The organism is Sorangium sp. KYC3313 (genome assembly GCF_052075895.1).
In the GTDB taxonomy this organism is placed as follows: domain Bacteria; phylum Myxococcota_A; class Polyangia; order Polyangiales; family Polyangiaceae; genus Sorangium; species Sorangium cellulosum_B.
This window is the reverse complement of record NZ_CP197255.1, coordinates 12,073,836-12,100,386: the sequence shown is the minus strand read 5'-3', so window position 1 is coordinate 12,100,386 and position 26,551 is coordinate 12,073,836. Positions and strand designations below refer to the sequence as shown.

The window sequence follows — 26,551 nt, the reverse complement described above, 5'->3', positions numbered from 1 at the left end:
GATGGGCGGGGATTGGCCGCCCGTGTCGTCGTACCCGACCGCGCCCTCGCAGATCCAGCGCCAGCTCGCGCCCCCGTCCCGCGTGGCCAGCAGGCCGTACGTCATCCGGGCGACGGCGCGCGCTGGATCCGCCGGGTCGAACACGATCTGGTCCGCCGAGGGAAAGACGCCGTTCGCAGCGGCAGGGGAGGGGAGCGCCATGGCGGCGAGCGCGACGGCGCGCGTCGCGGTGACGAGCGCGACGGCGCGCGCAGGGCGAGCGCCCAGCCTCACGGCGCGCAGGGGAGACGAGCGCATCGAGGATCCATCGTACCGCGGCGCGCGCGCCGAGAACCGCCCCCGCGCCCTCCGCGCCCCGCTACACTCGCCGTAATGCCGGAGCGCATCGTCGTGTCCTTTCGAGGTACTGCGGCCCTCTCGCAGCCAGACAGCACGGACGCGGTCGCGCCGTGGCCCGGCCGCCGCGGCGCGCCGCGGGCGCCCGCGCCGCCGTCGCGCCAGAGGGGCGCCGCGCGCGCCGCCGGCGGCGCCGCGCGCGGCGAGGAGAGCTACCTCGCGAGGGCGCTCGCGCTGAAGAAGCGCGCCGAGGCGCTCGGCGCCACCCTGTGCGCCTGGAGCGCGCAGACCTTCTCGTTCGAGTTCACCCCCGACGACGTCGAGGAGGCCGTGCTGCTCGCCGCCCTCGCCGCGGAGGACGCGGCGGTGCTCCCCGACGCGCGCTTCGCGGTCGGCATCGCGCAGGGCGAGATGACCTACGTCGGCGAGGCGGGGCGCTTCACCGCGCTCTCCTGGGGGCAGCCGCTGCTCGTCGCCGTCATGCTCGCCCGCGTCGCGCTCCCCGGCGACGTGCTCGTCGATCCCGCGCTCCCCGCCGTGATCTCGGGCGAGCTCATGACCCTCGGCGCCCACCGCGGCATCGACGGCGCGCGCCGGGTGCGCGGCCTCCGCCTCGACGCGCAGCAGCCGCTGCGCAGGCAGGTCGCCGAGAGCGTGGCGCGCCTGTGCAAGCCGCCGCTCATCGGCCGCGACGCCGAGCTCGCCGAGCTCGCCGTGCCCCCCGGCTCCCTCGCGATCGTCCGGGCCGAGCCGGGCGCCGGCGGCACGCGGCTGCTCCACGAGCTGGAGCGGCTGCTCGCGCCGTCGCGGAGCCTGTTCGTCGCGCCGATCGGGGCCTCGCGCGAGCCGTTCGGCGCGCTCCGGCGCGCCCTCGCGCGCGCGGCGCTCCGCGCCGAGAAGGGCCGCGCCGGAGCGCCGGCGCTCCCGGATCGGCTGAAGCCCGCGCTGGCCCGGCTCCTCGCCGGCGAGGGCGTCGAGCCGAGGATCGCCGCCGAGGTGCTCGCCGTGTGGCTCGCCCCGTCCGACGTCCGCGTCGGCCTGCTCGCCGTCGACGACGCCTCCGAGGTCGACGCCGCGAGCCTCGACGCGATCGCCCTCGCCCTCTCGCCGGGCGGCGGCCCGCGCGCCGTCGCCCGGCTCGGGCGCTCGGATCCGCTCCCCGCGCCGCTCACCGCGCTCACCCCGGCCGCGACGGTCACGCTGGGGCCGCTCTCCGCGCCGGGCGCGCAGGATCTCGTCCGCCGCCTCCTCGACGGCTGCATCGACGAGGCGGGCGCGCGCCGCTGGGCCGCGCGCGCGCCCGCGTTCCCGCTGGCCGTGCGCGAGCTCCTCTGCGAGGCGCTGGAGAGCGGCGCGCTGCGCTGGATCGGCAGGAGCGTCGGGCCGCGCCGGCGCAGCGCCGGGCGGGGCAGGCCCCCGCGCACGATGACCGGCGCCGAGCTCGCCGCGCCCCCCGCGCTCCGCTCGATCGAGGGCCGCCTGCGCCTGCTCGCGATCGGCCAGCGCACGGTGCTCACCGCGCTCGCGACGCTCGGCGGGGACGCGTCGGACGCGGCGATCGACGCGCTGTGCGACGGCACCGGCGCCCCGAAGGTCGCCGCGGTCCAGGCGGCGCTGCTCGGCGCCGGCTGGGTCTTCCGGCCGGAGCCTGGCTGGCTGCGGCTCTCCTCGCGCACGCTGCGCGACGCCCTGATCGCGGGCGTCCCGCCGGGCGAGCGCGCCGCGTGGCACCTGGCCGCGGCGCGGGTCGTCGAGGATCACGCCGGCGTGCTCGGCCTCGCCGACGCCGCGTGGCACGCCGCGAAGGCGGGCGATCGGCGCTCCGCGGCCGATCTCGCCGGGCGCGCCGGGCGCGCGGCCGGCGACGCGCTGCTCGAGGGCTCGGCCGCGGAGCTGCTCGCGTTCGCCGACGAGCAGGAGACCGCGAGAGATCACCGGGACGGGGCGCCGGACAGCTCGTCGAGCCAGCCGCCCACCTACCGCACGCCCATCGAGGTGGTCGGCGACGCGCCGGAGCCGCAGCGCGCGGCGCCGGCGCCAATCGGCGAGCGCTCCCGCCCCGACGCGCTCGCCGCGGAGGGCGCGCGCGGCGAGGGCGCGGGCGACGACGCCCGCGCGCCCGCGGCGCAACCGGACGACACGTCCGCGGACTTTGCCGACGCGACCTCCCCGGACGTCGGCCTTCCGTGCGGCGACGCTTCCGGAGATCTGCTCGCGAAGACCACGGAGTCGCCCGTCATGTCGATGAACGACATCGCGGTCCGCCTCGCCGAGCTGGCCAAGCAGGCGCTCGTCCAGGGCGACCTCCGCACGCTCGAGCGGCTCGTGGGCGAGCTCCGCCGCACCGGCGAGCACCTCGATCTGGCGGAGCGCATGACCGGCCTGATCTCGCTCGGGCGCGGCGCGAAGGAGGAGGCGCTCCGGCGCTTCCGGATCGCCGCGGAGGCCGACGCGTCGCCTTCGCAGCGCGCCCGGGCGCTGCTCGCGTACGGCGTCGCGCTGGCCGCCGCGGGCCGCACGGAGGGCGCGCTCCTCGAGGCGCTGAGCGCCCTCGCGCGCGCCCGCGAGGCCGAGGATCCCCACGGCGAGCAGGCGTGCGCGCAGTTCCTGGCGCAGCTCGCGGCCGCGACCGGGCACGAGGGGGCGGCCCGCGCGTGGGCGCAGGTGGCGCGCCTCGCCAGCGCGGAGCCCCCCTCGTGACGGCGCATTGACAGCGTCGCCGCGGCTGTCCATACCGCGGGCCATGTCGTCTCGAGAGCCCTCCGGCGAGCCGGCTCCCGCGCCGGAGCCCGTCGAGGAGCGCGCCGCGCCGCCGGCGCGCGCCGGAGCAGGGGCGCGCGCCGGCGCGCGCTGGGTCGCCGCGCTCCTCGCGCTGGCGCTCTCGCTCGGCGCGATCGCCGGCGTCGCGTACCAGCGCTACGCCGCGGTGCACCTGCGCGCCCTCCCGAGGGTCCCGGGCTGCGTCCGCGGGGCGCGGGTGGCGCTGCGCAAGCCGGTCGCGGTGTCCGGCACGGAGCCGCGCCAGACGGCGTCGGGCGAGACGGTCTACCTCACGCCTGGGGAAGATCGCGCCGTCGCCTGCGCGTTGCAGCTCGACGAGGCGCTCGCTCGGCACCTCGCCGGAGCGCTGGCCGAGCAGGCGCCGGCGCAGCGCGCCGCCCGGCTGAGCGAGCTCGTCCGCGACCGCGTGCCGGCCGACCCGGCGTACGATCGCGCCGCCTCTGCGGCGTACATGATGGCCTCCGCGGCCCTGCGGGGCCTGCCAGACGACGTCGCCGAGGTCCGCGCCGCTGCGGAGGAGCTCGATCGGCACCAGGCCTGCCGCTTCGACACGCGCCGCCCCTGTCCGACGCGCCCGCCGCTGCCAGCGCTCGTCTGGCTCACCGGCGCCCCGGCGGCGCTGAGCCTGCTCGGATTGCTCTGGCTCGGCCTCGCCGCGAGCGCCGCGCGTTATAGGCGCTGGACGGCGCGCAGGGGCCGCTGATCGCCCGAGCTCGCGCGCGTCGCGCGCCTCCGCCTCTGCGATCGCCTCAGTCGATCGCCTCGACGCGAAAGCTCGACTGGACAAGGCGGCGGGGCCGGGCCCCGATGTCGGCGACGTCGAACCCGAAGCCCGCGCCCTGGTGGTGGATCCCGCCCGACGTGGCGCCGCTCGGCATCTGCACCGACGAGCTCACCGTGACGTAGACCTTCGCCCCCTTGGCGAACGCGGCGGTCATCGCGAGCACGCGCCCGGTGAGCTGCGCCGCCGCCTCGCGCGCCACCCGCGCCCAGAGCGCCGCCGCTCCGGCCGTCGACGACAGCGCGCGCACCCCGAGCACCGCGCCGGCGCCGCTCAGGTGCACCTCGAACACCGCGCGCGCCGTCGCGGGCGTCTCGGCGCTGCGCACCACGTCCGCCACCACGGACGCGACCGTGCCGGCGGCCGGCAGATCCAGCCCCAGCGTCTTGTCCCGATCGCGCATCGCCTCGCGCAGCAGCTCGCCGGCCCTGTCCGCCGAGACCTCGCGCGGCGCGGCCGGCGCGGTCGGCGCCGGCGCCGGCGGCGCGCGATCCGGCAGAACGCCGGGCAGCTGCCACACCGGCGCCCCCCCGAGGCCGGCGACCCCGCGCGGCGCCTCGGCGGTCGGCGGCCCGTCGTACTCGCTCGATGGCGCCGGGGCCGGTGGCGCCATGGGACCCTCCCGCGGCTCGACCGGCGCCTCCGCCGGCGCCGGCCGCGCTTGTGGAGCGAGCGGCCGCTGCTCGCGGCGCGCCGTCCGGCCGAGGACCGGCTCCGCCTCGCGCGGCCGTGCCTCGTCCGGCGTGGGTGGCGTGGGCGCGCGCGCCTCGTCCTGCTCCGGCGCGCGCGGCGCGACGGGCTCTATCTCGATCTCCACCTCGCGGCGCGCGCCGCTCGAGCGGGCCTCGAGCGCCGGCCCCGGGGCGCCCGCGATCCGCGCGAGCAGCGGGATGGCGGCATGGAGCAGCGTCGCTGCGAGCAGGAAGCGGACCTCGCGGGAGAGCAAGCGCCGAGCACCTTGGTGGGTGCCGGACAGGGGCGCAAGTGCGCGTTTCGTCGCCGGCGTGCTCACGTCCCCGCTCCCGCTCGCGCGCACCCGCGCAGCCCCGGGCGCACCCCACCCGCTCCCTCGCTTTGCCGCCCGACAGGCTCACCCACGCGTGTTCCAGCAGGGGCCAGGGTATTGCGGCCACGCTTAAATATGCGCGTACGGCACGGTTGCCGCTTGAGCTCGAGACCGTACTGGTCGATGCTCCGCCTGCCGCGACGCCTCCCGGGCTCACGGCAGGAGCAGAAACGCAGCGCGCTGCCGCCATGCGGCGCGCTCACGGAACAGACGCAGCGCCTGGCGAGCCAGGGCCGGGCGCTACATCCCCGTTGTAAGGGAGGGGTATCGAAATGAACGGAAACGTGCGCGCTGACGGGTCGCCTGCGGACCTATCGCCGACGCCCACGCCGCCGCCCGTGACCGTGGTCCAGCGTTGCCCGGATCGCGGTCTTCCCCTCGACCTGCCCCCCCTCGACATGGCCCCCGCGCCGGAGGAGCAAGCGTTCCTTCCCGGCTTCACCCCGCCAACGCCGCAGGGGACGCCGCCCTTCCCCATGGCCGGGGCCGGGCCGTACGGCTCCTGGTCCGCGCCCTCGCCGGGCGAGCGCCGCGCGCGCGTGTGGCGCGCCCTCGGGGCGTTCGTCCTGGCCGCGGCCACCGTGATCGTCGTCGTCGCCGCCGCCGCGCGCGGGATCGCCGCGCGGATGCCGATCGCCTCCGCCGAGGCCTTCCGCGCCATGAGCCCCGTCGACCGCGCGTCGCTGCTCGCGCTGCGCTCCTCGCGCGAGGGCGTCGGGGCGAGCGCGGCCGTCGCGCCGGAGGGGCTCGCGCGCTTGCAGCCGCCGGCGCCGCCGCCCGCGCCGGCGACGCCGCTGCCCGCGATCAAGCACGACGGGTACGCGTCGATCCGCGGCGGCGTGCTCTTCACGCCCGACACGTTCAGGCCCACCGGGTCGAGCTACGATCTCCTGCTGCACTTCCACGGCAACACCCAGCTCGTCCGCGAGAGCGCCGAGGTCGCCGGGCTGAACGCCGCGGTCGCCGTCATCAACCTCGGCATCGGCTCGGGCGCGTACGAGGACTTCTACGCGACGCCGGGCGTCTACGAGAGCCTGCTCGCGGACATCGACCGGGCGCTCGCGCAGCGCGGGCTGCCGACCCCGCGGCTCCGCCGGGTCGCCCTCTCCTCGTGGAGCGCGGGCTACGGCGCGGTCGCCAAGATCCTGGAGCTCCGCCGCGGCGCCGAGACCCTCGACGCGGTCCTCGTCACCGACGGCATCCACTGCGGCTTCGTCCCGGAGCAGCCGAGCGGGCTCAACTCGCTGCAGCTCGCCTCGTTCGCGCGCGCCGCGCAGCTCGCCGCCTCGGAGAAGCTGCTGTTCACCATCACGCACTCGGAGATCGACCCGATCGCGTACGCCAGCTCCACCGCCACGGCCAGCTACCTGCTCGACGCCGCGGCGGGGCGCCACGTCGAGCGGTCGCCCGCGTCGGACGCGCCCCCGCACCTGCGGCTGCGCGCGGCCGAGGGCGCCGTCTCGAAGAAGCTCGAGAAGCAGATGATCCCGACCACCGAGGCGAGCGTGGGCGAGCTCCATGTCCGCGGGTTCCGGGGCAACACGCCCGAACACCACATGGCGCACCTGCTCCAGATGGCCTCGACCGTCCTCCCGGAGCTCGTCGAGCGCTGGCGCGACGGCGGCGATGCGTCGTCCGAGCGCTGATCGACGGGCGCGGCAGGGTCAGCTCCGGCTCCGCGCCTCGGCCATCCAGGCCCCGATCGCCGTGGCCACCGGGTGATCCGCCCCGAGCTCCGCCTCGGCGAGCGCGAGCGCCCGCTCGTACAGCGGCAGCGCCGTGGACGGCCGCCCCGCGGCGTGGTGGACCTGCGCGAGCCGGACCAGCGTCGGCCGGAGCGACGGGTGGGCGGCCCCGACCAGCGCCTCCCGCGCGGAGAGCGCGCGCTCGTACAGCGCCGCCGCCTCGGCCGAATCCCCGAGCGCCTCCCGGGCGGCCGCCAGGTTGTGCAGGATCGACGCGAGGAGGCCCCCCTCCACGCCCGTCCCCGCCTCGGCGATCTCGAGCGCCCGCCGGAGCATCACCTCCCGCTCGGCGGTCGGGAGGTCCTCTTCCAGCTCCAGGAACGTGGCGGCGTTGTAGAGCGCCTCCGCGACGAGCGCGTGACGGGCGCCGAGCGCCCCCTCCCGCAGCGCGATCGCCCGCCGGAAGAGCGGCGCCGCCTCGGCGCGGGCCCCCCGCCTGCCGAGCAGCAGGCCGAGCCGGTTCAGCAGCGCCGACAGCTCGACGGGGTCGGGGTCGCGCATCCGCTCGTAGCCCGCGAGCATCCGGCGGAACAGCGCCTCGACGTCCTCGAGCTCGCCCTGCCGCTCGAGGATGGCGGCCAGCTGCTCGAGCAGCCTCGGCAGCGGCGGATCGGCGCTCGCCGCCGCCTCGGCGATGGCGATCGCCCTCGCGGAGCTCGCGCGCGCCTCGTCCAGCCGCCCCTGCGCGAGCCGCGCCGAGCTCAAAGCGTAGAGCGGCGCCGTCAGCTCGGCGTCCCCGTCCCCGTAGATCTCCTCGGCGAGCCGGAGCGCCCGCGCGCATGTCGCCTCCGCGTCGGCGTGGCGCGAGCCGGCGAGCTCGGACGCGGCCACGTCGAGTAGGCGCCGGTACTCTCTCCCCCTCCACCAGCGCAGCACGGCGCGATCCGGTCGCATCCTCCTCTACTACCTCGTCCCCACCCGGGAGGGCGAGAAGGCCGGCAGGGACGTCCGGCGCGCACCGGCCGGCGTCCGGCGGCGGCGCACGCCAAGGATGATCGGAAGAGCATCGCGCGGGCGCGGAGCAGTGTACTCTGCTCGCAGGATCTCGTGGCGCGAAGGTGCGATGCAGACGCTCGATGCCAGCAACTGGCGGTTCCCGTCAATCGGGGCTATGGCGCACGGCGCATGGTGCGGCGCCTCCCGGACGGCCTCTCGATCGGCCTCTCGACCGGGGGCCCCTGCCTCACGAAGGGGGCGATCGTGGAGGCGATCGAGGAAAGGTCGCCAAGGACATTTCTTCCGTTTAGACTGCCCCGACGGCCCCACGCGCCGACGCTCCCCACGATCATGAGGTCCAGGCTCACGCATCGCGAGGCATCGTCACCGAGGGGAGGGCTCGCCCGCGCCCGCACGGGGAAGGCGACGGAGTTCATATGAGTGGTGCCAACGAAAACGTCGTCGATGAAGTAGCGCGCAGCGAGCCGATCGATCCGTTGCTCGGAAAGGTGCTCAACGGAAAGTTCAAGATCCTTTCCCAGCTCGCGACCGGCGGCATGGGCACGATCTATCGCGGCGAGCAGATCCCGCTCGGGCGCCCGGTGGCGATCAAGGTCTTGATCCCGAACCAGGCCTCGAGGCAGCTCGACCCGAACTTCCACAAGCGCTTCTTCCTCGAGGCGAGCATCCTCGCGCGCCTCCAGCACCCGAACATCGTCACCGTCTTCGACTACGGCCGCATCGAGGCCGACGATCAGGACCGGTTCTTCATGGCGATGGAGTTCCTCGAGGGCGAGACGCTCTTCCGGCGCGTGCGCCGGCAGGGGCGCCTGCCGCCGCCCGAGGCGATGCGCATCGCGCGGCAGATCGCGCGCGGGCTGCGCGAGGCGCACAAGCACGGCGTCGTCCACCGCGACCTCAAGCCGTCGAACATCATGCTCGTCTCCAACGAGGACGCGGAGGAGGCGGTCAAGATCCTCGACTTCGGCCTCGTGAAGCAGCTGGGCGACGACTCGGAGGAGCTCACGCAGCAGGGCGCGTTCCTGGGCTCGCCCCGCTTCATGTCGCCGGAGCAGATCTCGCACGGCAAGGTCGATCTCAGGACCGACATCTACTCGCTCGGCGTCATCCTCTACCAGATGCTCTGCGGGAAGGTCCCGTTCGAGTCCGAGAAGTCGATCCAGATCCTGATGGCGCACCTCCAGCAGCCGGTGCCGCGCATGAAGGAGCGGAACCCGGACGTCGACATCCCGGAGCCGCTCGAGGCGCTCGTGATGCGCTGCCTCGCGAAGGATCCGGACGGCCGGCCCGCGACGATGGACGCCCTCATCCAGGGCCTCGGCGAGTGCGCCCGCGGCATGGGCGTGACGACCGCGTTCGGCGGCACGCAGATCACCTCGTTCGAGTCGCTGCCCGGTGTGCAGATCTCGTCGCGTTCGTCCACAGTGCAAGCGCTCAAGGATGCGGTGACGCTCCCGGCGCCGTCGACTGACGACGATCCGAGCGGGCGCACCTCGGGCCTCGGCTCGGGCCCGGGCGCCGCCGCGACCGCGGCGGGCGCGTCCAAGGGCGCGACCGGCGCGCAGGAGGCCCCCTCCGGCGGCGGACGCAAGGCGGTGATTTTTGCCGCGATCGGCGCGGTCGTCGTGGCGGCGGGCGCGTTCGCGCTGACCCGCAAGCCCGCGCAGCCCGAGGCCACGCCCGAGGTCCCGACCGCGCCGACGACCGCGCCCGCGGCGACCGGCACGCCCACCGAGCACAAGGGCGCGCCCTCGTTCATGCTGATCATCGAGTCGATCCCGGCGGGCGCCGACGTCCTGGAGGACGGGCAATCGCTCGGGCAGACGCCGCTCCAGCTCTCGATCGCGAACGAGCAGGTGCGCGCGTCGCCTCGCCGGCTGACCCTGCAGAAGGAAGGCTTCCAGCCCTACTCCATCGTCCAGGGGCCGTCGGAGATGTCCGTGCAGACCGTCGCGCGGCTCGCGCAGGTGGCGGCGCCTGCGAAGACCGAGGACCCGCCGTCGAACACGAGCTCGGGCGGCAGGCGAAACTGGGGCCGGCCCGTTCGCCCCGCAACCCCCACGGCCACATCGAAGCCCAGCCCTCCGGAGAACACGGCGCCGTCGATCCGGATCGACCGGTAGCGATCAGGGCGCGCCCGACGAGCACCATCGGCTAGCCCCTGATTCGTGAGGGGGGTGATCGTGCCGCGGGTGCTCGCCATGATGGGGCCCGACGCGGTGGTGATCGCGCTCGGCGGCGACAGGACCGACGAGGATCTGCTCGCGGCGCTCCCCCCGACCGCGCTCACGATCCACGTGGGCGGCGGGGAGAGCTCCGCGGCGTTTCAGCTGCCCGACCCGGCGTCCGCGCGTCGCTCGCTGCGCGCGCGCGTCGCCTGAGGGCTCGCGCTGCGGCTCACGCCCTGGCGTGGCGGCTGCGCCGCCGGAGGGCGGCGCCGAGGAGCGCCGCCGCCCCGGCGAGGAACGCCCCCGATCCGGCGACCGGACCGCCCGCGAGCGCACCGCCGACGCTGCACGCGCTGGCGTGGGCGTCGTGCGCGGCGTCCGCGTTGCCCTGCGCGGCCTCGGAGCACGCAGCGGTGTCGTCGCCGTCCGCGGCGCAGTCGCCGGCGGACGCGTCGGCATCGCTGGCGTCGACGTCGCTGGCGTCGGCGTCGCTGGCATCGACGTCGCTGGCGTCGACGTCGTCGGTGTCGCTGGCGTCCGCCTCACCGTCGCTCGGGGCGGCATCGCCGCCGACGTTCCACGCCTCCTCCGCGGCGCTGCTGTCGCCGTCGTCGAGGTCCCGATCGCCGTCCGCGGCCCTCATCGCGAACGCCGCGAGGCTGGAGCCGGACTCGTAGGCGCCGATGTCGATCGCGCCAGCGACCGGACGCAGCAGCGGTCCGCTGGTCGCGCGGCCGCCCCTCTTGGGCGAGGACTGCGGCACGGTGAGCGGCTTCGGGAACGGGTGCCCTGCCGGGCTCGGCGTCGCGCTGGAGCCGGCGTTGACGAGCGGGCTGTTCGACGCCGGTCGGAGATCCAGCGCGCTGAGGTTGGTGAAGCCGGGGTCGGTGCCCCGCACCGTGCCTGTCCACGCCGCGGGGATGGCCGAGGAGCCGGTGGGCACCCAGTTGTTGGCGCCCGAGATCAACGCCGTTCCGCTCTTCCAGGTCGCGCTCCTGTCGACATAGACCTCCACGCCGCCGCCGCCGCGCCGATAGAACACGTTGTTGCTCAGCTCGACGCTCTCGATCCCGTCGAACATCCTGATCGCCGGCCGCGACCCGGGGGCGAGCAGGAACGTGTTGTTGACGAACCGGAAGCGACCCCACGTCTGCCCCGTGCCGTCGCCCCCGGCGCGCACGGCGAAGTGCTGGCCGGTCTGGACGATGACATTGCCGACGACGTCGGAGTCCTCGCGCGCGAGCCCCTCGTCCTGGCCGTCCGGCCCGATCAGCTCGAGCTCGTGGTATTTCGCGCCCTCGATCCAGTTGTAATAGATCTCGTTCCGCTCCGCGCGGCTCTTCACGTTGTTGCCGCCATTGCCGTCGTGCACGTAGCAGTGCCGCATGCGGAACACCGAGCCGAGGCGCGTCTCCTCGTCGGTCGCGATGTAGATGGGGTGCCTGGTGTCGCCCGAGCCGCAGGCATAGACCTCGACGTACTCCAGCGTGAGGGAGCCCGACTCGGAGTCGGCGCCGAGGATCCCGTGCCCGGCGCAATGGTGCACCACCGAGTCGCGGATCGTGATGTCGTGCGCTTTGTTGAACACGCAGCGGCCCGAGCCGCCGGTGATGTCGAAGCCTTCGAAGGTATAGTGATTGCCAGCGAAGACGACGGTGTTCTTCCCCCCCGATAGGACGGGGCGGCGGCCGTTCACGCGAACGCCGCGGATCGTGATCTTCTGCGCCTCGGTGCCCGATTTCTTGAAGAACAGATCCCCCGGATAGGTCGCGTCGCCCTCGACCAGAACCACGTCCCCGGCAGCGAGGCGAGGGGCGACCTCCGCGAGGCTCGCATGAGGCTTGCCTCGCCCCACCTCGTACGTCGCTGCGCTCGCCGGCGAGGCGGCGAGCAGCACGGAGAGCCCGATGCCCGGCGCGACGAGAGAGAGTGTGACGAGGTGCCTTGTGTTGAGTTGCTGCATTGGCGTACTGTCGCGTGCTGTAGAGTCCGAGTGCAAGCTGCTTTTTAATGAAATGCATGATGGGTAATTCAGGCGACACCCGACGGCGGGAATTCCTGCCGTTATTCCCGTGTGCCCAGCGGGTTTAACCATTGCTGGTAATCCTCGCCGTCTGCCATTTCTCGATAAATTTTGGTAAATGACAGCAAATCGGTGCGAACGCCGCGAAGAGCGTGAAGAGCAGGGTTGCGCGGGTGAAGCGCGGGAGGAGCGCGAGGGGCTGGAGGAGCGCGAGGGGCGAGGCGGGCGGTTCCTCTCGGCGCGCGCGCCGTTCCGTGTCATGGAGCCGACCATGTTCCCGGTCGTCCTCGCCTCCACGTCTCCGTTCCGGAGGGCGCTCCTCGATCGCCTCGGGCTCGCGTACGAGGCCGTCGCGCCGGCGTTCGAGGAGATCGCGCCCGAGGGGACGTCGCCCCTCGCGTGCGCCCGCCTCTTCGCGGAGGGCAAGGCGCTGAGCCTCGCGCGCGCGCGGCAAGGCGCCCTGATCATCGGCGCCGATCAGGCGCTCGAGCTCGATGGGGAGCTCCTCCGCAAGCCGGCCTCGCTCGACGAGGCGGCTGACCAGCTCGGGCGGCTCTCGGGGCGCGTCCACGCGCTCCACACCGCCGTCGCGGTGCACGCGCCGCCGGGGGTGCCGCTCGCGGCCGGCGAGCCGCGGACGCTGGCCGAGACCGTCACGGTGGAGCTCCGCGTCCGCCCGCTCGGCCGCGCGCAGATCCGCCGCTATGTCGAGCTGGATCGGCCCATCGGCAGCGCGGGAGGGTACCTCTTCGAGAACCACGGACCGTGGCTGTTCGACGACGTGCGCCACGCCGACGAGGCGGCCATCGTGGGGCTGCCGCTCGTCCCGCTCTGCCGCCTTTTGCGCCGCTTCGGGGTCGATCGGCTCGACCCGCCCGCGCGCGCCTGAGCGCCGGCAGGCTCCACGCAGGCCGGAGAAAGCGCCTGCATCCTGGGAGATACGGTAGGTTCCCGCCAAAACGCGCCATGCGCGTCGCCGAGCGCCGAGAAGACGCCCGAGGGAACCAGGAAGTTGCCGGCTGCCCCTGGCGCTCCGCTGTCCGGCGGCGCAGGCGGGGGGGCGCGGCGCTGTGCGTGCCGGGGCTCCCAGGGAGGGGCGGCCGTGGCGCGCCCGTTGCTAACCGTGGTTCCAGGGTCGAGCCTGCCGCTGGGCCCTCACGAATGAGCATCTTCTGCCGGGCGACGCCGACGGGGCGGGCCAGGCGCTCGACGAGGTGAGGCGATGATGGAACGCCCGCCCTTCAACGCGGCCGAGGCGCTCACGGCGGCTGATCTGACCCTGTCCTGGTCGGCCCTGGAGAACGAGGAGCGGGTGCAGGCCTATCGCCGCCTGCGGCGCGAGGAGGCGGAGGATTTCTTCGAGGGTCTCCCCACGGCCGACCAGGCCGCGCTCCTCGTGGGCCTCACGAAGGGCGAACGCAAGCTGTGGCTCCGCCTGCTCGCGCCCGACGACGTGGCGGACCTCCTCCTCGAGGTGTCACCGGCCGACCAGGCGGAGCTCCTCTCCTTGCTCGACGACCCGACGCGGCGCGAGGTGATCGCGCTCCTCGCGTACGCCGAGGACGAGGCCGGCGGGCTGATGAGCCCGTGGTTCGCGCGCGTGCGGCCGGAGGCGACGGTCGACCAGGCGATCAGCTATCTGAAGCGGCAGGCCAGGGATCACCTCGAGACCATCTACTACGGTTATGTGCTCGACGCCGAGCAGCGGCTGCGCGGCGTGGTGTCGCTCAGGCAGCTCATGATCGCCCCCGGCGACCGGCGCGTCAGCGACGTGATGAAGACCGACGTCGTGTCGGTCAACGAGGACGCCGACCAGGAGGCGGTGGCGCGGACCTTCGCGGAGCACGATCTCGTGGCGATACCCGTCGTCGACAGCGAGGGTCGGATGAAGGGGATCGTCACCGCGGACGACATCGTGGACGTCGTGGAAGAGGAGGCGACCGAGGACATCCAGAAGCTCGGCGGCATGCAGGCGCTCGACGCGCCCTACCTCCGGACCCCCCTCTCCAGGATGCTCGGCAAGCGCGCGGGCTGGCTGTCCGCGCTGTTCGTGGGCGAGCTCCTCACCGCCACGGCGATGGGGTATTACGAGCACGAGATCGCCCGCGCCGTCGTGCTCGCCCTCTTCGTGCCGCTCATCATCTCGAGCGGGGGCAACTCCGGCTCTCAGGCGACGACGCTGGTCATCCGGGCGATGGCGCTCGGCGAGATCCGGCTCGCCGACTTCTGGCGCGTCAGCCGCCGGGAGCTCGCGTCGGGCCTCGCGCTCGGCGGGATCCTCGGGACCATCGGCTTCGCGCGCGTCATCGCCTGGGAGAAGCTGTTCGGGGCCTATGGCCCGCACTACACGCTCCTCGCCCTGACCGTCGCGATCAGCCTGGTCGGCGTCGTGACCTGGGGCACGCTGGCGGGGGCGCTCCTGCCGTTCGTGCTCCGGGCGCTCCGCTTCGACCCGGCGAGCGCCTCGGCCCCGTTCGTCGCGACCCTCGTCGACGTCTCCGGCCTCGTGATCTACTTCAGCGTGGCCGAGCTCCTGCTCCGCGGGGTGCTGCTGTGAAGCGGGGGAGCGCCCGGGCGGCGCGGGCCTAGGGGCTGACGCGCGACGCCAGGTAGCGCGCCACATACGCGCCGATCACGCGCCCGTCCTCGCGCCAGCGGCCGCCGGGCTTCAGCTTGTCCGCGTCCGCGGAGCTCAGGTTCGTGTTCGGGATGGGCGACGCCGTGCGGCTCGAGAACTGGACCTCATCGAGCACCCTGCCGTCCGGCGTCGTGAGCCGGAGCGTCAGCCGGATCTGGCTCGGGGCCGAGGAGACGACGGCGTAGAAGCCTGGATTCATGTAGCCGACATAGGGCTTGATCACGAACGGCGCCGACGTGGGGCCGTCGGACGGCGCGACCTCGATGCCCTCCTCCTGGGCGGCGGCGACCAGGGCCTTCGTGAACTCCTCGTTGATGGACTCCTTGTCCGCCACGAAGCGCTGGTGATCGTCCGCGTCCTTGCTCGCGAGGTACTGGTCCTCGCGCTGGTCGAGGATGAACAGGCCCACGTAGTCGATGGGCATCAGGGCGAAATACCGCTGGCCGACGAACGTGTCTGGGCTCGCCTGGGTCACGACGCGCCAGCGCGGCCCGCACCCGGCGAGGGCCGCGAAGCCGAGCAGCGCGGCCGCGATGAAGCTGCGACGGTGCATGAGGGTCTCCTTCAGATGGCCCGCCTTGTAGGCCATGTCCGAGCGAGCTGGCAAGGGCGGTGCAGCGCGCCGCGCCCGGGCGGGCCGGTCCGGCGCGGCGTGACGGCGCGGCGGCGACCCGCGCGCCCCTCCGACCCGGACGGGGCAGGCGGCCCGCGCATTCGAACGATCGCGCGCGCGGGCTCGCCCCGCGCTCGCGCGCGCTGTGCAATGGGCGGACACGACCCGAGCTGGCCTGTCGGATGCATGTTGGATTCGACAGCTGCAATGGCTACCTCGTACGAGGATGCCTTTCCATCGACGTTGGAGGTAAACCCATGATCCCGAATTTCGTGGCCGGTCTCTTCAGCATTTTTCCCATCTTGGTGCTCCCGTTGCTCGGCGTCGATCCGCCGGAGGACGCCGGAGGCAGCGGCTCGCAGGTGGGCGAAGGCTCCGAGCTGGAGATCCCAGGCTTGCCCGGGGAGGGCGCCTCGCGGTTCGTCTATTCGATCTCCTGCATCGAGGGCAGCACCGGAAAGAAGGCCTTCCTCACGGAGGACGACTTCTGCAGCGCCCTGCGCGACGAGCAGGTCTGCTCCGAGAGCGCGGCCCTCTTCGCGCTCTTCCACGGCTGTCCCTGAGCGCCCGCGCGGCGGCGGTACAAACCCTTGACATTCGAGGGGGGCCTTGCTCTTCCTAGCGAGCGCGGACCGCCCCGCGCGGCCCTCCCCCCCACAAGGTCGCGCGCCTCGGAGGCTCAGATCGTGACGAACCTCTATCTCATCCGGCATGGAGAAGCGCTGGTCAACGTGAACCATATCGTGGGCGGGATGCGCGGGGACACCGGGCTGACGCAGCTCGGCGTCCTCCAGGCGGAGCGCCTGCGCGATCGCCTGGCCGCGACGCGCGAGATCCCCGCCGACGTCCTGATCGCCAGCACCTATCGCCGGGCGCAGCAGACGGCCGAGATCGTCGCTCCCGCCCTGGGGCTGCCCGTCACGCTCGACGACGAGGTCCAGGAGCTCCGCCCCGGCGAGGCGGACGGGATGCCGGTCGGCGAGGCGATGGTGCGCTACGCGATCGATTTCGAGCGCGAGCCGTACCGGCCGGCGAGCCCCGGTGGAGAGAGCTGGGCTCAGTTCATGCTTCGGGTCTCCGTCGCCCTCGATCGCGTCACCCGTGAGCACGAGGGGCGGACGATCGTCGTCGTCACCCACGGCGGCTTCATCGACGTCGCGTTCCTCCACTTCTTCAGGATGAACGCGCTCGCCTTCCCGAGCGCGCACTTCGCCACCCGCCACACCTCGCTCACCCACTGGCAGCGAAGGCGGCGCTGGGGTCGGGCCGAGGCCTGGCACCTCATCTATTACAACGACAGCGCGCACCTGCGCGACGTCGAGCGGACCGTGCGCATCCCCTGGGCGGAGCTCTCCACGCTGGCGCCGAGGCTCGTGGATGATCCGTCTGGGCCGCCGTCCTCCGAGAGCGGCGAGGGGCGCTAGCGCGCGGCAGGCAGCCAGGCAGCCGCCCGCCCGCGGTCCCTCCCGGCCCTCGCGCTTGCGCCTCCGCCTCGGGGCGAGCTACATGACCCGTATGATGGGTCCCGTTCACGCAACCTTCCTCATCGCCGCTCCCGACCAGCCCGGGCTCGTCGCGCGACTCGCGGGGTTCTTCTACGACATCGGCCTGAACATCATCGACGCGAGCAATCACACCGATGCGTTCATGGACGAGGGCCCGCGCTTCTTCATGCGTCTCGTCGTCGATCTGTCCGGCCTCGCCTCGCCGGCCGCCGTCGCCGCCCTGGGCGGCTCGGCCACCCGCGGCGCGATCGAGGCTGCCTTTCGCGAGCTCGCCGCGTCGCTCTCGGCGCGATGGTCGGTGGAATACAGCGATCACGTCCCGAAGATGGCGATCCTCGTCACGAGGGATCCTGCGTGCCTCTACGATCTGGTGCTCCGGCAGCGCGCGGGCGAGCTTCGCTGCGAGATCCCGCTCGTGATCTCCAACCACCCCACGCTCGAGGCGGTGGCCGAGAGCTTTCGAATCCCTTTCTTCTGCATCCCGATCACCCCGGAGACCAAGCGCGAGCAGGAGCGTCAGGTGCTTCACCTGCTGAAGAGGCACCATGTCGATCTCGTCGTCCTGGCGCGGTACATGCAAATCCTCTCCGAGCAGATGCTCGATGAGGCGCCGCCCGTCATCAACATCCACCATGGATTCCTGCCGGCGTTCCAGGGCGCGAAGCCTTACCACCAGGCGCACGCGCGCGGCGTGAAGCTCATCGGCGCGACGGCGCACTATGCGACGCGGGACCTGGATCAGGGGCCGATCATCGAGCAGGACGTGGCGCGCGTGAATCACCAGATGGGCCCCGAGGAGATGACCCGGATGGGGCGTGACGTGGAGCGGCTCGTCCTCTCTCGCGCCGTCCGGGCGCACCTGGAGCGGCGGGTCATCGTCGAGGGCCGCCGCACCGTCGTTTTTTGAGCGACGGTCACCCGCTTCGGATACGGGCCCACCTCGGCGTTTTCGGTGCTCAGCGCACCGGAGTGCGCTTCCGCGCCGAAAACGCCGATCTGGGCCCGTCTCCTGTGCGGGAGACCGCCGCTCTGCTCGGCATGGTGCAGAGGTGGGTGGAGACCGCTGCGGATCTCCAGAACAGTGCCCCGACCGACCTGGCGGCCGGGGCAATCTGGGCGATCGAGCGCGGGGGAGGTGCGCGCGGCCGGGCGCGCTCTCCTGGGAGCCCGATGAGCGCGCGCGCGAGGCGTTAGGGCCGGCCCTGCTGGCCGGGCGCGGTGATCTGGCCGTGCTGGCCGGGCGCGAGCTGCCCGAGGGCGGCCGACTGGCCATGAACGCCCGACTGGGAGATGGCGGCCTGGCCGAGGCTGGCCTGCTGGCCAGCATAGCCCTGGATCCCATGGCTGGAGTGCTGGCCAGCATAGCCCTGGATCCCATGGCTGGACTGCTGGCCGGCATAACCGCCGAACCCGGCCTTGGACGGCACCTGTGCCTGCCCGGGGAATATCCCGGCCTGGCTCGGCACGAGCGTGCCCTTGCCAAGGAACACCTCGCCCTTGCTGGGCCCGAGCGCGCCCTTGCTCGGTCCGAGCGCGCCCTTGCTGGGGAACATCTCGCCCTTGCTCGGTCCGAGCGCGCCCTTGCTGGGGAGCATCTGGCCCTTGCTGGGGAGCATCTGGCCCTTGCTGGGTCCGAGCACGCCCTTGCTGGGGAACATCTCGCCCTTGCTCGGGCCCATCTGGGCCTGTCCGGGCGCGAGCTGCGCCGCGCCCATCCCCACGAATCCGCCTCTCTCCTCCTCCAACGCTTGGTCGACGGCCCCGATCTCGTCGTCACCGAGATCGGTTTGATCGAAGTCCGCCTCGTCCGTATTCACCGTACAACCGGCGGCCAGAGCCGCCAGAAGAAATGCAGGCACCAACATCTTGCTATGCATCGACATGATCGTTTCCCCCCGATGTCCGCGAGGGCCCACCAGGCCCAGACATCTCGGCTCACCGCAGAGCAGAGTGTGTGCCTGGTGGAGCTGTGCAGACGTTTCCGCTCCCGGCGTGCTTGACGTCCGCGAGGGCGTGAATGCAGCGCGATCGGCGCCCCGCAGCGGAGCCCGCGCGATCCGGGGTGAGCGGATCGTCGGGGCGCGCTCATTCCCCTTTTCTCCGGCGAAAGGACGTGTCGGGTCCAGCCAGGGCGCACCAGCGGCCCCGCGCGCCCCGTGAAGCCCTGACGGCAGGGCGCGCTGCGCTGGTGGCCCCGCCCTGCTCAGGACGCTCTGTGGTGCGTCGCCCGCGGCGCGCTGGCGTGCTGGACGGCGCGTTGACGCTTGGTCTGTCCGCCCCGGTCGCAGTCCGTCAGCGAGGCGCCGCGCGCCCAGGGCGCACCACCGCGCGATCGCGGGGGGCGCGGACTCTGCGCGTGCGGGACGGGCGGCTCACGCCTCGGGCTTCTTCCCGAACAGCCACTTCTTCGCCTCGTCGTCCATCGGCTGGCTCGCGTTCCGCAGCTCATTTCCGACCGCGAGCCCGCGCTCGACGGCGGGCCTCGCGCGCACCGCATCGAGCCACCGCTTGAAGTTCGGGAGCTCGTCGGCCGACACCCCGTACCGCTCGTGCGGCATCGCCCAGGGATAGCTCGCCATGTCGGCAATCGAGTACTCGCCCGCCAGGAAAGGCCGGTCCGCGAGCCGCTTGTCCATCACGCCATAGAGCCGGCGTACCTCGTTGGTATAGCGCTCGATCGCATAGGGGATCTTCTCCGGCGCATAGTGACTGAAATGGCCCGCCTGGCCGCTCATGGGGCCGAGGCCGCCCATCTGCCACATGAGCCACTGGGTCACCTCGTAACGACCGCGGACGTCCGAGGGGATGAACTTGCCCGTCTTCTCCGCGAGGTAGAGCAGGATCGCGCCCGACTCGAACACGGAGATCGGCGCCCCGCCGCCCGGCGGGTCGTGATCGACGATGGCGGGCATCCGGTTGTTGGGGCTGATCGCGAGGAACTCCGGCTTGAACTGCTCGCCCCGCCCGATGTTGACCGGGACGAGCCTGTAGGGGAGGCCCGTCTCCTCGAGCATTATGCTGATCTTCCAGCCGTTCGGGGTGGGCCAGTAATAGAGATCGATCATCTTGTGCTCCGTGTCCGTGGGTCGTCGCCGATCGCGACGGCGTGCTGTCTCAGGCGATGGATCGTGTCTGCCGGGCGCCGCGCCGCTTCGCGCTGGCGCCGCCCGGCTCGTCGGACAACCGGTGGCACGTCGCCCCGGGGGGAGCAACCGGCGTTTGGGCGCGCCGCCTCAGCGCGGCGATCCCGCCGGTTCGCGCGCGGGCCTCGCCCCGTCGACGAGCGCGCGCAGCGCCGCGATGTGCCCGGGCCCCGTCCCGCAGCACCCGCCCACGATCGTGGCGCCCGCCTCGATCCAGCGGCGCGCGAGCTCCGCATAACGCGCGGCCGCCGAGCCGCGCTGGTCGACGCCAACGCCCCAGCCGAGCCCCTCGGCCTCGGCGCCCGCGTTCGCGTAGGCCCCGAACGGGACGCCGCACGCCGCGAGCCGCTCGATGTGCGCGAGCGTGCGAGTCGCAGGGGTGCAGTTGACGAGCACGGCACTCGCGCCGCGGGAGGCCGCCTCCCGCGCGGCGAGCCCGATGTCCTCGGGCGAGAGCAGATCCGACCCCGGACCCGCCGTGAACGACACCCAGGCTTTGACGCCCGTGGCGACCGCCTCCTCCAGCGCCACGAGCGCCTCGCCGACATGCGGGAACGTCTCGCAGAGGAGGAGGTCGACGCCCGCCCTCGCGAGCGCCTGCGCGAGCTCACGGTGCTCCCGCCGCGCGTCGGCAGGGCTCAGGTCGGGCCGGTAGCAATCCTCGAGCGGCGCGATGCTGCCGGCGACCCGGTGCTGTGGGCCCTCGCCGCGCACGGCCTCGCGCGCCAGCGAGACCGCGCCCGCGGCCAGCTCGGCCCAGGCGGCGCCCGCCTGCCTCCGCTTGGTGCGGAACGTGTTCGCCGTGTGCACCGTCGCGCCCGCGCGCGCGTAATCCCGATGGATCGCGCGGACCACGTCGCGGCCGTGCGCATCGAGCAGGGCCGCGGCGCTCCAGAGCGGCGCCGGCGTCGCGACCCCGCGCGCGGCGAGCTCGGTCCCGAGCGGGCCGTCGAGGACCACGATGGCAGCCTCGGCGGACACAGCAGCTGAACCGAGCGGCGATCTGGCCACGTCCACCATGTAGGCTCCGGTATGTCCGCGGCCGGCTTCCACGGCAACCCCTGAGTCGGGTCATGGCCCGTCTGCGGCTCGGGGTAAGCGAGGCCCCGCACGGTGCACCGTCCCGACCACTGTGCGGCAGAAAGAACGATGGAAATCTCTTTCGCGCCGGGAAATTACTTGCCAGGTATGGGGGGCCTGCGGCACCGTTGAAATGAATTCATCTTCCCCTCATTCCACTCGACTCGCCGGAGTCGTGGGGTCCGACAAGCAAGCGATCGTTTGCAGGAGCGACGCAGGACCGACATGGGGGAGCTCCCGCTGGCCCGCGCGAGGCCAGGCGAGCGCCGTCAGTGAGCCCATAAGAAAGGAACGCCATCATGATTCGACAGTCCATCCGTTCTTCCAAATCGCTCGCTCTCAGTCTTGCGCTTGGCGTCATCGCAGTGGCCGGGTTTGCCGGATGCAGCGCGTCGGAGGAGGCTCCCGTCGATGACGCGGTGGCGCACGAGCGGATCACCCAGGCGGAGGTCTCGAAGGCCCTCGAGACGAGCGAGTTCCTGAACCTCGACATGAGCCGAGACACGGTCTACGCCCTCGATTACTCCGGGGGGGCCATCGACTACGCGCGCATCAAGCTCTCCACCGGCAACGGCAAGGAGATCTTGCTCTCGGAGCAGATGGCCGCCATCGAGCAGGCGGACCACGGCGACTACCCGGCGCCCGTCCTGACCGAGGCGTCGGGCGAGCGGTTCAGCATCTCCTCGAACGAGGCCGCCTTCGGCAAGCTGTCGGAGAGCGAGCTCGACCAGCTGAGGACCGACGGGTTCTTCTACTCCGAGGAGCCCCCGGCGGGCCCCGGGGCGAAGCCGCAGAGCACCGACCCCGACTGCATCCACGCCTTCTGCGAGGACTGTATCGACAACGTGACCGGCGGGCGCCCCGAGACATGGCTGCCGGGCACTTACACCTGCTACCTCATCGAGCACGTGTGGTGCTGAGCCTCGCCTGACGGACTCCTTCCCCCCTCGCTCGCAGGGCCTCGTCGATGCGTTCGCTCTCGGTTTGGTGCGCTGCGCTGCTCGCCCTCGGGGGCACGGCGTGCGGAAAAGACGGACCCGTGCTCCCGAGCGGCCTTCCCCGGCCGCTCGCGGGGATCTACATGGACTTCGGCGCGGCGCCGGAGGAGGACCGCTTCCGCGCGCTGATGGGGTTCCCGACCCGGGATGTCCCCGGGCTCGAGAGCGCGATCGAGGACATGTACGATCCCGGGAAGCCGGACACGTTCCGGAAGTACATGTCGGTCGAGACCTGGATGGAGCGCCACGCCCCGTCCGAGAGCGACGTCGCGGCCGTCGAAGACTGGCTCGTCCAGCAGGGGATGGAGATCCGGCGGCGGTCCAAGAACCGGCTCCTGCTCGAGTTCGCGGGCACGGTCGAGCAGTTCAACACCGCGTTTGACACCGAGCTCCGCGACTTCGAGCGCGAGAACCCCGCGGCCGGCGGCAAGCCGCTCCGCACGTTCGGCGCGCTCGATCCGCTCAGGCCGCCGCAGCGGATCATCGACCTCGCGTCGGGCGTCATCTCGGTCGAGATCCCCGCCGACACCGGTCCGCTCCCGGCCGAGGGGGGCGCGATCGAGACGGACCCTCCGCCGGAGCCGGAGCAGGGGTACACGCCCGCGCAGATCGCGCGGGCCTACGGGGTCGAAGGGCTCCACACCGGCGGCCACGGCGGGCAGGGCGTGAAGCTCGGCGTCGTGGTCGGGGCGACGTTCAAGACCCGGGATCTCCAGTCGTTCTGGCGGTCGTTCGGCATTCTCTCGCGGGACAACCCCGTCGAAGTGGTCACCGCGGATCCGATCTCCACGCGTTATGTCGAGAGCACGCTCGACATTCAGTGGTCGGGCGCGATGGCGCCCGAGGCCGAGCTCATCGCGTACCAGGGGCCGGACGCGCGCACCCACTCCATCCTCTATGCGTGGAACGAGGCGATCGCTGCCGGCGAGGTGTCGGTGCTCTCGACGTCGTTCGCGCACCGCGAGGAGACGGAGGCGCAGCCGATCCGCGAGCAATACAACGAGGCGGCGCGCATGGGCGCGGCGCTCGGGATGACGATCGTCGTCGCGAGCGGCGACTCGAGCAGGCCCGACGTGCCGTCGTCGAGCCCGTACGTGACGAGCGTCGGCGGGACGGTGCTCGAGCTCGGCGACGGCGGCGAGGTCGCGCGCGAGGTGGCGTGGAGCGGCTCCGGCTCGGGCCGATCGCGCGCCTTCGATACGCCGTGGTGGCAGGAGAGCGTCGTGACGGACGCGCAGGGCACGCGCGCGGTCTCCGATGTCGCGCTGGGCGCGTCGTCGAAGTTCCCGTACTGGCTCTACTTCCTGGGCGAGTGGGATCAGCGCGGCGGCACCTCGTTCGCGGCGCCGGTGTTCGCCGGGCTGATGGCGTCGGTGAACAGCCACCGGATCGCGCAGGGCAAGCCCGTCGCCGGGTGGCTGAACCGGGCGCTCTACACCGATGCGGGCGTGCAGGCCGCGTTCCGCGACATCACCGAGGGCAAGACCGCCGAGGGGTTCAGCGCGGGGCCCGGCTGGGACTATCCGACCGGCTGGGGCGCTCCGCTCGCGGACAAGCTCGCGGAGGCGCTCCCGTAGGAAAGCGTCATCCTCTGGGTCGGATGGCGTTCCCTGTCGCGTTCCTGTTCCTCTCGCTCGTGTCGCTTCCGCTCCTTGCGGCGGCGGCGCTCGGCTGCGACCGCCCAGGCCGCTCCGCCGGTCCGGCGCCCGCGCCGCCCAGCGTCGCGCCCGCCCCGGCGCGGGAAGAGGCAGCGCAGGCCGCGGACGGCGGCGCGACGCCGGCGGCCGCCGACGGGGACGCGGCGGCCGCTGCTGCGGGGGCTGCGCCGCTCCGCGCGGGCGCGCCGTTCGTGGAGCTGCCTGTCGAGGGGTTTCCGAGCGCCGTGGTGTCGGTGCCGATCGGCGCCACCGCGCGGCGTCCCGTGCTCATCGCGTCGCACGGCAACTACGATCGGCCCGAGTGGCAGTGCCAGGTGTGGCGCGACATCGTGGGAGACGGCGTCTTCGTCCTGTGCCCGAGGGGCGTCGCGCGGCCCGATTCGCCGTCGGCGAGCGACGTCCGCTTCACCTACGAGAGCAACGCCCGCCTGGAGAAGGAGATCGACGCGGGGCTCGCGGCGCTGCGGGCGCGCTTTCCCGAGCACGTGGATCCCGGCGCGGTGATCTATACAGGCTTCTCGCTGGGCGCGATCATGGGCTCTGCGATCGCCGCGCGCCGGGCGGCGCTCTTCCCGCGCCTCGTGCTGGTCGAGGGCGGACACGACAAGTGGACCCCGGCGACGGCCAAGGCGTTCGCGGACGGCGGCGGGCAGCGGGTCCTCTTCGTCTGCGCGCAGGCCGGGTGCGGCGGCGCCGCGGCCGCGGCCGCGGCGCGCCTCGACAAGGCAGGGGTGCCCGCTCGCGTGGCGCGCAGCAAGGAGGCCGGCCACCGGTACGACGGGCCTGTCGCCGAGGAGACCCGAAGGGCGCTGGATTGGCTGATCGACGGCGACCCGCGCTGGTAAACGCCGCTCGGCGACGCGAGGGGGAGCGCGCGCGTTGAGCTGCTGTGGCTGCTCGGCGGGTCGAGTGAACCTCGCGCCCGCCGACGCGGCGTGGCTGTTCGCGTGGACCGATCCCCCCGTCCCCGAGGGCTGGCACGCCGCGTTCAACGACAAGGGCGGGACGCTCGTGTACATCCACGCCTGACCGCGCGCGGCGAGGGGCGGCGACGTGTAATACCGCCGGGCCGCGCGCGTCGGCCATGCATGCAACCCGGGACGACACTGTTGGCGATCCAACTTCCTGCGCTGAGCTCTGGAGCGCTCGAGCTCAAATGCGGCATGAAGCCGGTGCGGGGCGCGGTCGCCCTCGGGCCCCGCACGTGATCGCACTCGCCACGCTGGAGCGGCTTCCATGAAATCACCTCACCCCGCCGGCCCGAACGCCCTGCTGATGCTCGTCGCTGCGCTCGCCGGCTGCGCGCCGCGCAGCCTTCCCGCGAGCTTCCCCGCGTCCTCTGCTGCCTCACCGCAGGCCGCGGAAGCTCCCTCGCCGCGGATCGGCGTCGCCCTCTCGGAGGAGCCTCCGCTGCCCGGCGAGCCCGCCGCAGGCTGGGTCGGGCTCGATCCGGCGGGGGCCGCGGGCGCCGGCGCCGACCCTCACCAGCACCACCACCACCACCATCATCACGGCCCGGCGCCGGCGAGGCCGCCGGAGGGCGGCCCGGCGGCTGCCACGTCCGAGGAGCCCGTCCATGCGCACTGAACGTCGGCGAGCCCGCGCGCGCGCCTCGTGCCTCCTGCCGCTCGCGGCGGGCCTCGCGCTCTCCGCGGCGGCCGCGGCCGGCTGCGCCGCCCCGTCGTCGACCGCCGACATGGCGCGGATCCGCGAGCTGTCCCGCGTCGAGCTCCCGCCGAGCGCGGCGTCGGAGGAGGTCGATCCGGCGCCGGCCGACGGCGCGCGCGCCCTCGGCCAGGCGCCGCGGCAGCCGCTCACCGCGGACGCCGCGGTGCGGATCGCGCTGCTCAACAACCGCGAGCTGCGCGCCGTGCTGAAGGAGGTCGGCGTCGCGCGGGGCAACCTCGAGCAGGCGGGCAAGCTGCCGAACCCGGAGATCGCGATCGGCGTCACGCCGGTGCAGGAGGGGGTCGAGCACGCGCACCTCGAGCTCGAGGTCGAGATCGACCTCACGTCGGCGCTCCTCTCGCCGCTCCGCGCGAGGGCGGCGCGGTCGGAGCACGAGGCCGCGCGCTACCGCGCCGCGGGCGCGGTCGTCGATCTCGGCTACCAGGTGCGCGCCGCGTTCTACGCCGCGCAGGCGGCGGAGCAGCGCCTCGGCATCGCGAACCGCGCGCTCGACGCGTTCGCCGCGGCCCGCGACGCCGCCCGCGCGCTCTTCGAGGCGGGCAACGTCCCGGAGCTCGACGTGGCGACGCAGGAGGCGGGCTACGAGGAGGCGCGCGTCACGGCCGCGCAGATGGAGCTGGAGCTCCTCTCGCAGCGCGAGCGGCTCACCCGGCTGCTCGGCCTCTCCGGTGCGGCGACCTCCTGGACGATCGCCGGCGCGGTCCCCGCGGCGCCCGAGGCGCTCGCGACGCCGCCGCGCGCGGAGTCGCTGGCCTTGAGGGCGAGCCTCGAGCTCGCGGAGCTGCGCAGCCGGCTCGAGGCGGCGGCGGGGCGCGCCGGGGCCTTGCGCGCCGAGGGCTGGGTGCCGGACGTGGCGATCGGCGTGCACGGCGAGCGGGAGCTCGGCGCGGGCGGCGAGGCGCACGAGCACCCGTGGGTCCTCGGCGCCGGGGTCCGGCTCTCGCTCCCGCTCTTCGATCGGCGGCAGGGCGCCGAGGCCGCGCAGGCGGCGGAGTTCGACGGCCTGCTCGAGCGCTACCACGGGCGCGCCGTCGACGTCCGCTCGGCGGTCCGCGAGGCGCAGAGCCGGCTCTCGTTCGCGCACGCGCGCGCGCGGCACTACGCGCGCGTGATCCTCCCGGCGCGCAAGCGGGTGATGGAGCAGACGTTGCTCCAGTACAACGCGATGCAGGTCGGGGTCTTCCAGCTGCTCTCGGCGCGCCGAGCGCAGCTCGACGCCGAGCTCGCGGCGGTCGAGGCGCTGCGCGAGCACTGGACGGCGAAGGCTGCGTTCGACGCGCTCCTGGCAGGGCGCCGCGTCGAGGCCGCGGGGGCCGGAGCTCCCGCGGCGATGCCGAGGGCCCCGGCCACCGGCGAAGGAGGGCATTGAC

Annotated in this window: 22 protein-coding genes; 15 read left to right on the top strand and 7 right to left on the bottom strand. The window is 73.5% G+C overall.

Annotation, left to right across the window (positions count from 1 at the left end; genetic code table 11):
• Positions 1 to 372 precede the first annotated feature (372 nt).
• Entirely contained in the window at positions 373 to 3,036 is a 2,664-nt protein-coding gene (locus tag ACSRUE_RS46060) for a hypothetical protein (protein WP_441289102.1), read from the top strand.
• 43 nt (positions 3,037 to 3,079) lie between these two features.
• Entirely contained in the window at positions 3,080 to 3,820 is a 741-nt protein-coding gene (locus ACSRUE_RS46055) for a hypothetical protein (protein WP_441289101.1), read from the top strand.
• 46 nt (positions 3,821 to 3,866) lie between these two features.
• Here the strand turns inward: ACSRUE_RS46055 and ACSRUE_RS46050 are convergent, their stop codons facing one another.
• The gene (locus ACSRUE_RS46050) at positions 3,867 to 4,844 is read right to left on the bottom strand and encodes a hypothetical protein (RefSeq protein ID WP_441289100.1); all 978 of its coding nucleotides are present in this window, start codon (positions 4,842 to 4,844) and stop codon (positions 3,867 to 3,869) included.
• 392 nt (positions 4,845 to 5,236) lie between these two features.
• On the opposite strand from ACSRUE_RS46050, the gene ACSRUE_RS46045 reads away from it, so the two are divergent.
• Positions 5,237 to 6,610 carry a hypothetical protein gene (locus ACSRUE_RS46045; protein WP_441289099.1) on the top strand — a complete coding sequence of 458 codons (1,374 nt, stop codon included), beginning with the start codon at positions 5,237 to 5,239 and terminating at the stop codon, positions 6,608 to 6,610.
• Positions 6,611 to 6,628: 18 nt separating this feature from the next.
• Here ACSRUE_RS46045 and ACSRUE_RS46040 read toward each other — a convergent pair whose 3' ends face one another.
• The gene (locus ACSRUE_RS46040; protein ID WP_441289098.1) at positions 6,629 to 7,603 is read right to left on the bottom strand and encodes a tetratricopeptide repeat protein; all 975 of its coding nucleotides are present in this window, start codon (positions 7,601 to 7,603) and stop codon (positions 6,629 to 6,631) included.
• 479 nt (positions 7,604 to 8,082) lie between these two features.
• On the opposite strand from ACSRUE_RS46040, the gene ACSRUE_RS46035 reads away from it, so the two are divergent.
• Positions 8,083 to 9,789, top strand: coding sequence for a serine/threonine protein kinase (locus tag ACSRUE_RS46035; protein ID WP_441289097.1), 1,707 nt, complete (start codon positions 8,083 to 8,085; stop codon positions 9,787 to 9,789).
• A gap of 45 nt (positions 9,790 to 9,834) precedes the next feature.
• A complete protein-coding gene (locus ACSRUE_RS46030) occupies positions 9,835 to 10,047 on the top strand; it encodes a hypothetical protein (RefSeq protein ID WP_441289096.1) in 213 nt (70 codons plus the stop codon).
• A gap of 16 nt (positions 10,048 to 10,063) precedes the next feature.
• Here ACSRUE_RS46030 and ACSRUE_RS46025 read toward each other — a convergent pair whose 3' ends face one another.
• On the bottom strand, positions 10,064 to 11,797 hold the full coding sequence (locus tag ACSRUE_RS46025) for a right-handed parallel beta-helix repeat-containing protein (RefSeq protein WP_441289095.1): 1,734 nt from the start codon (positions 11,795 to 11,797) through the stop codon (positions 10,064 to 10,066).
• A gap of 178 nt (positions 11,798 to 11,975) precedes the next feature.
• Here ACSRUE_RS46025 and ACSRUE_RS46020 point away from each other — a divergent pair, with 178 nt between their 5' ends.
• Together ACSRUE_RS46020 and mgtE are read left to right on the top strand one after the other, a co-directional pair.
• The gene (locus ACSRUE_RS46020; protein ID WP_441289094.1) at positions 11,976 to 12,746 is read left to right on the top strand and encodes a Maf family protein; all 771 of its coding nucleotides are present in this window, start codon (positions 11,976 to 11,978) and stop codon (positions 12,744 to 12,746) included.
• A gap of 333 nt (positions 12,747 to 13,079) precedes the next feature.
• Positions 13,080 to 14,414, top strand: coding sequence for a magnesium transporter (mgtE, locus tag ACSRUE_RS46015; RefSeq protein WP_441289093.1), 1,335 nt, complete (start codon positions 13,080 to 13,082; stop codon positions 14,412 to 14,414).
• 28 nt (positions 14,415 to 14,442) lie between these two features.
• Here mgtE and ACSRUE_RS46010 read toward each other — a convergent pair whose 3' ends face one another.
• Positions 14,443 to 15,048, bottom strand: a complete 606-nt coding sequence (locus ACSRUE_RS46010) for a hypothetical protein (RefSeq protein WP_441289092.1) — start codon at positions 15,046 to 15,048, stop codon at positions 14,443 to 14,445.
• Between the two features lie 317 nt (positions 15,049 to 15,365).
• Between ACSRUE_RS46010 and ACSRUE_RS46005 the strand changes: the two genes are divergently transcribed.
• The 3 genes from ACSRUE_RS46005 (at position 15,366) to purU (ending at position 17,520) form a co-directional block, all read left to right on the top strand.
• Complete coding sequence (locus tag ACSRUE_RS46005; protein ID WP_437761821.1) at positions 15,366 to 15,671, top strand: hypothetical protein; 306 nt, start codon at positions 15,366 to 15,368, stop codon at positions 15,669 to 15,671.
• A gap of 123 nt (positions 15,672 to 15,794) precedes the next feature.
• Positions 15,795 to 16,532 carry a histidine phosphatase family protein gene (locus tag ACSRUE_RS46000; RefSeq protein ID WP_012233128.1) on the top strand — a complete coding sequence of 246 codons (738 nt, stop codon included), beginning with the start codon at positions 15,795 to 15,797 and terminating at the stop codon, positions 16,530 to 16,532.
• A gap of 94 nt (positions 16,533 to 16,626) precedes the next feature.
• Positions 16,627 to 17,520, top strand: coding sequence for a formyltetrahydrofolate deformylase (gene purU / locus ACSRUE_RS45995; protein WP_437719484.1), 894 nt, complete (start codon positions 16,627 to 16,629; stop codon positions 17,518 to 17,520).
• 283 nt (positions 17,521 to 17,803) lie between these two features.
• Here purU and ACSRUE_RS45990 read toward each other — a convergent pair whose 3' ends face one another.
• From ACSRUE_RS45990 to ACSRUE_RS45980, 3 genes are all read right to left on the bottom strand, one after another.
• Positions 17,804 to 18,490 carry a hypothetical protein gene (locus tag ACSRUE_RS45990; RefSeq protein WP_441289091.1) on the bottom strand — a complete coding sequence of 229 codons (687 nt, stop codon included), beginning with the start codon at positions 18,488 to 18,490 and terminating at the stop codon, positions 17,804 to 17,806.
• Positions 18,491 to 18,985: 495 nt separating this feature from the next.
• Positions 18,986 to 19,678 (bottom strand): glutathione S-transferase N-terminal domain-containing protein, encoded by a 693-nt coding sequence (locus ACSRUE_RS45985; RefSeq protein WP_437761819.1) that lies wholly within the window; start codon positions 19,676 to 19,678, stop codon positions 18,986 to 18,988.
• Positions 19,679 to 19,846: 168 nt separating this feature from the next.
• On the bottom strand, positions 19,847 to 20,737 hold the full coding sequence (locus ACSRUE_RS45980) for a homocysteine S-methyltransferase family protein (RefSeq protein WP_441289090.1): 891 nt from the start codon (positions 20,735 to 20,737) through the stop codon (positions 19,847 to 19,849).
• Positions 20,738 to 21,255: 518 nt separating this feature from the next.
• Here ACSRUE_RS45980 and ACSRUE_RS45975 point away from each other — a divergent pair.
• From ACSRUE_RS45975 to ACSRUE_RS45955, 5 genes are all read left to right on the top strand, one after another.
• Entirely contained in the window at positions 21,256 to 21,756 is a 501-nt protein-coding gene (locus ACSRUE_RS45975; RefSeq protein ID WP_441289089.1) for a hypothetical protein, read from the top strand.
• A 119-nt stretch (positions 21,757 to 21,875) separates the two neighbouring features.
• Positions 21,876 to 23,411 (top strand): S53 family peptidase, encoded by a 1,536-nt coding sequence (locus ACSRUE_RS45970; protein ID WP_441289088.1) that lies wholly within the window; start codon positions 21,876 to 21,878, stop codon positions 23,409 to 23,411.
• Positions 23,412 to 23,434: 23 nt separating this feature from the next.
• Positions 23,435 to 24,337 carry a hypothetical protein gene (locus ACSRUE_RS45965; RefSeq protein ID WP_441289087.1) on the top strand — a complete coding sequence of 301 codons (903 nt, stop codon included), beginning with the start codon at positions 23,435 to 23,437 and terminating at the stop codon, positions 24,335 to 24,337.
• 391 nt (positions 24,338 to 24,728) lie between these two features.
• Entirely contained in the window at positions 24,729 to 25,079 is a 351-nt protein-coding gene (locus ACSRUE_RS45960; protein WP_441289086.1) for a hypothetical protein, read from the top strand.
• Entirely contained in the window at positions 25,069 to 26,550 is a 1,482-nt protein-coding gene (locus ACSRUE_RS45955; protein WP_441289085.1) for a TolC family protein, read from the top strand. Before ACSRUE_RS45960 ends, ACSRUE_RS45955 begins: the two co-directional genes overlap by 11 nt.
• The last annotated feature ends 1 nt before the right edge of the window (position 26,551 follow it).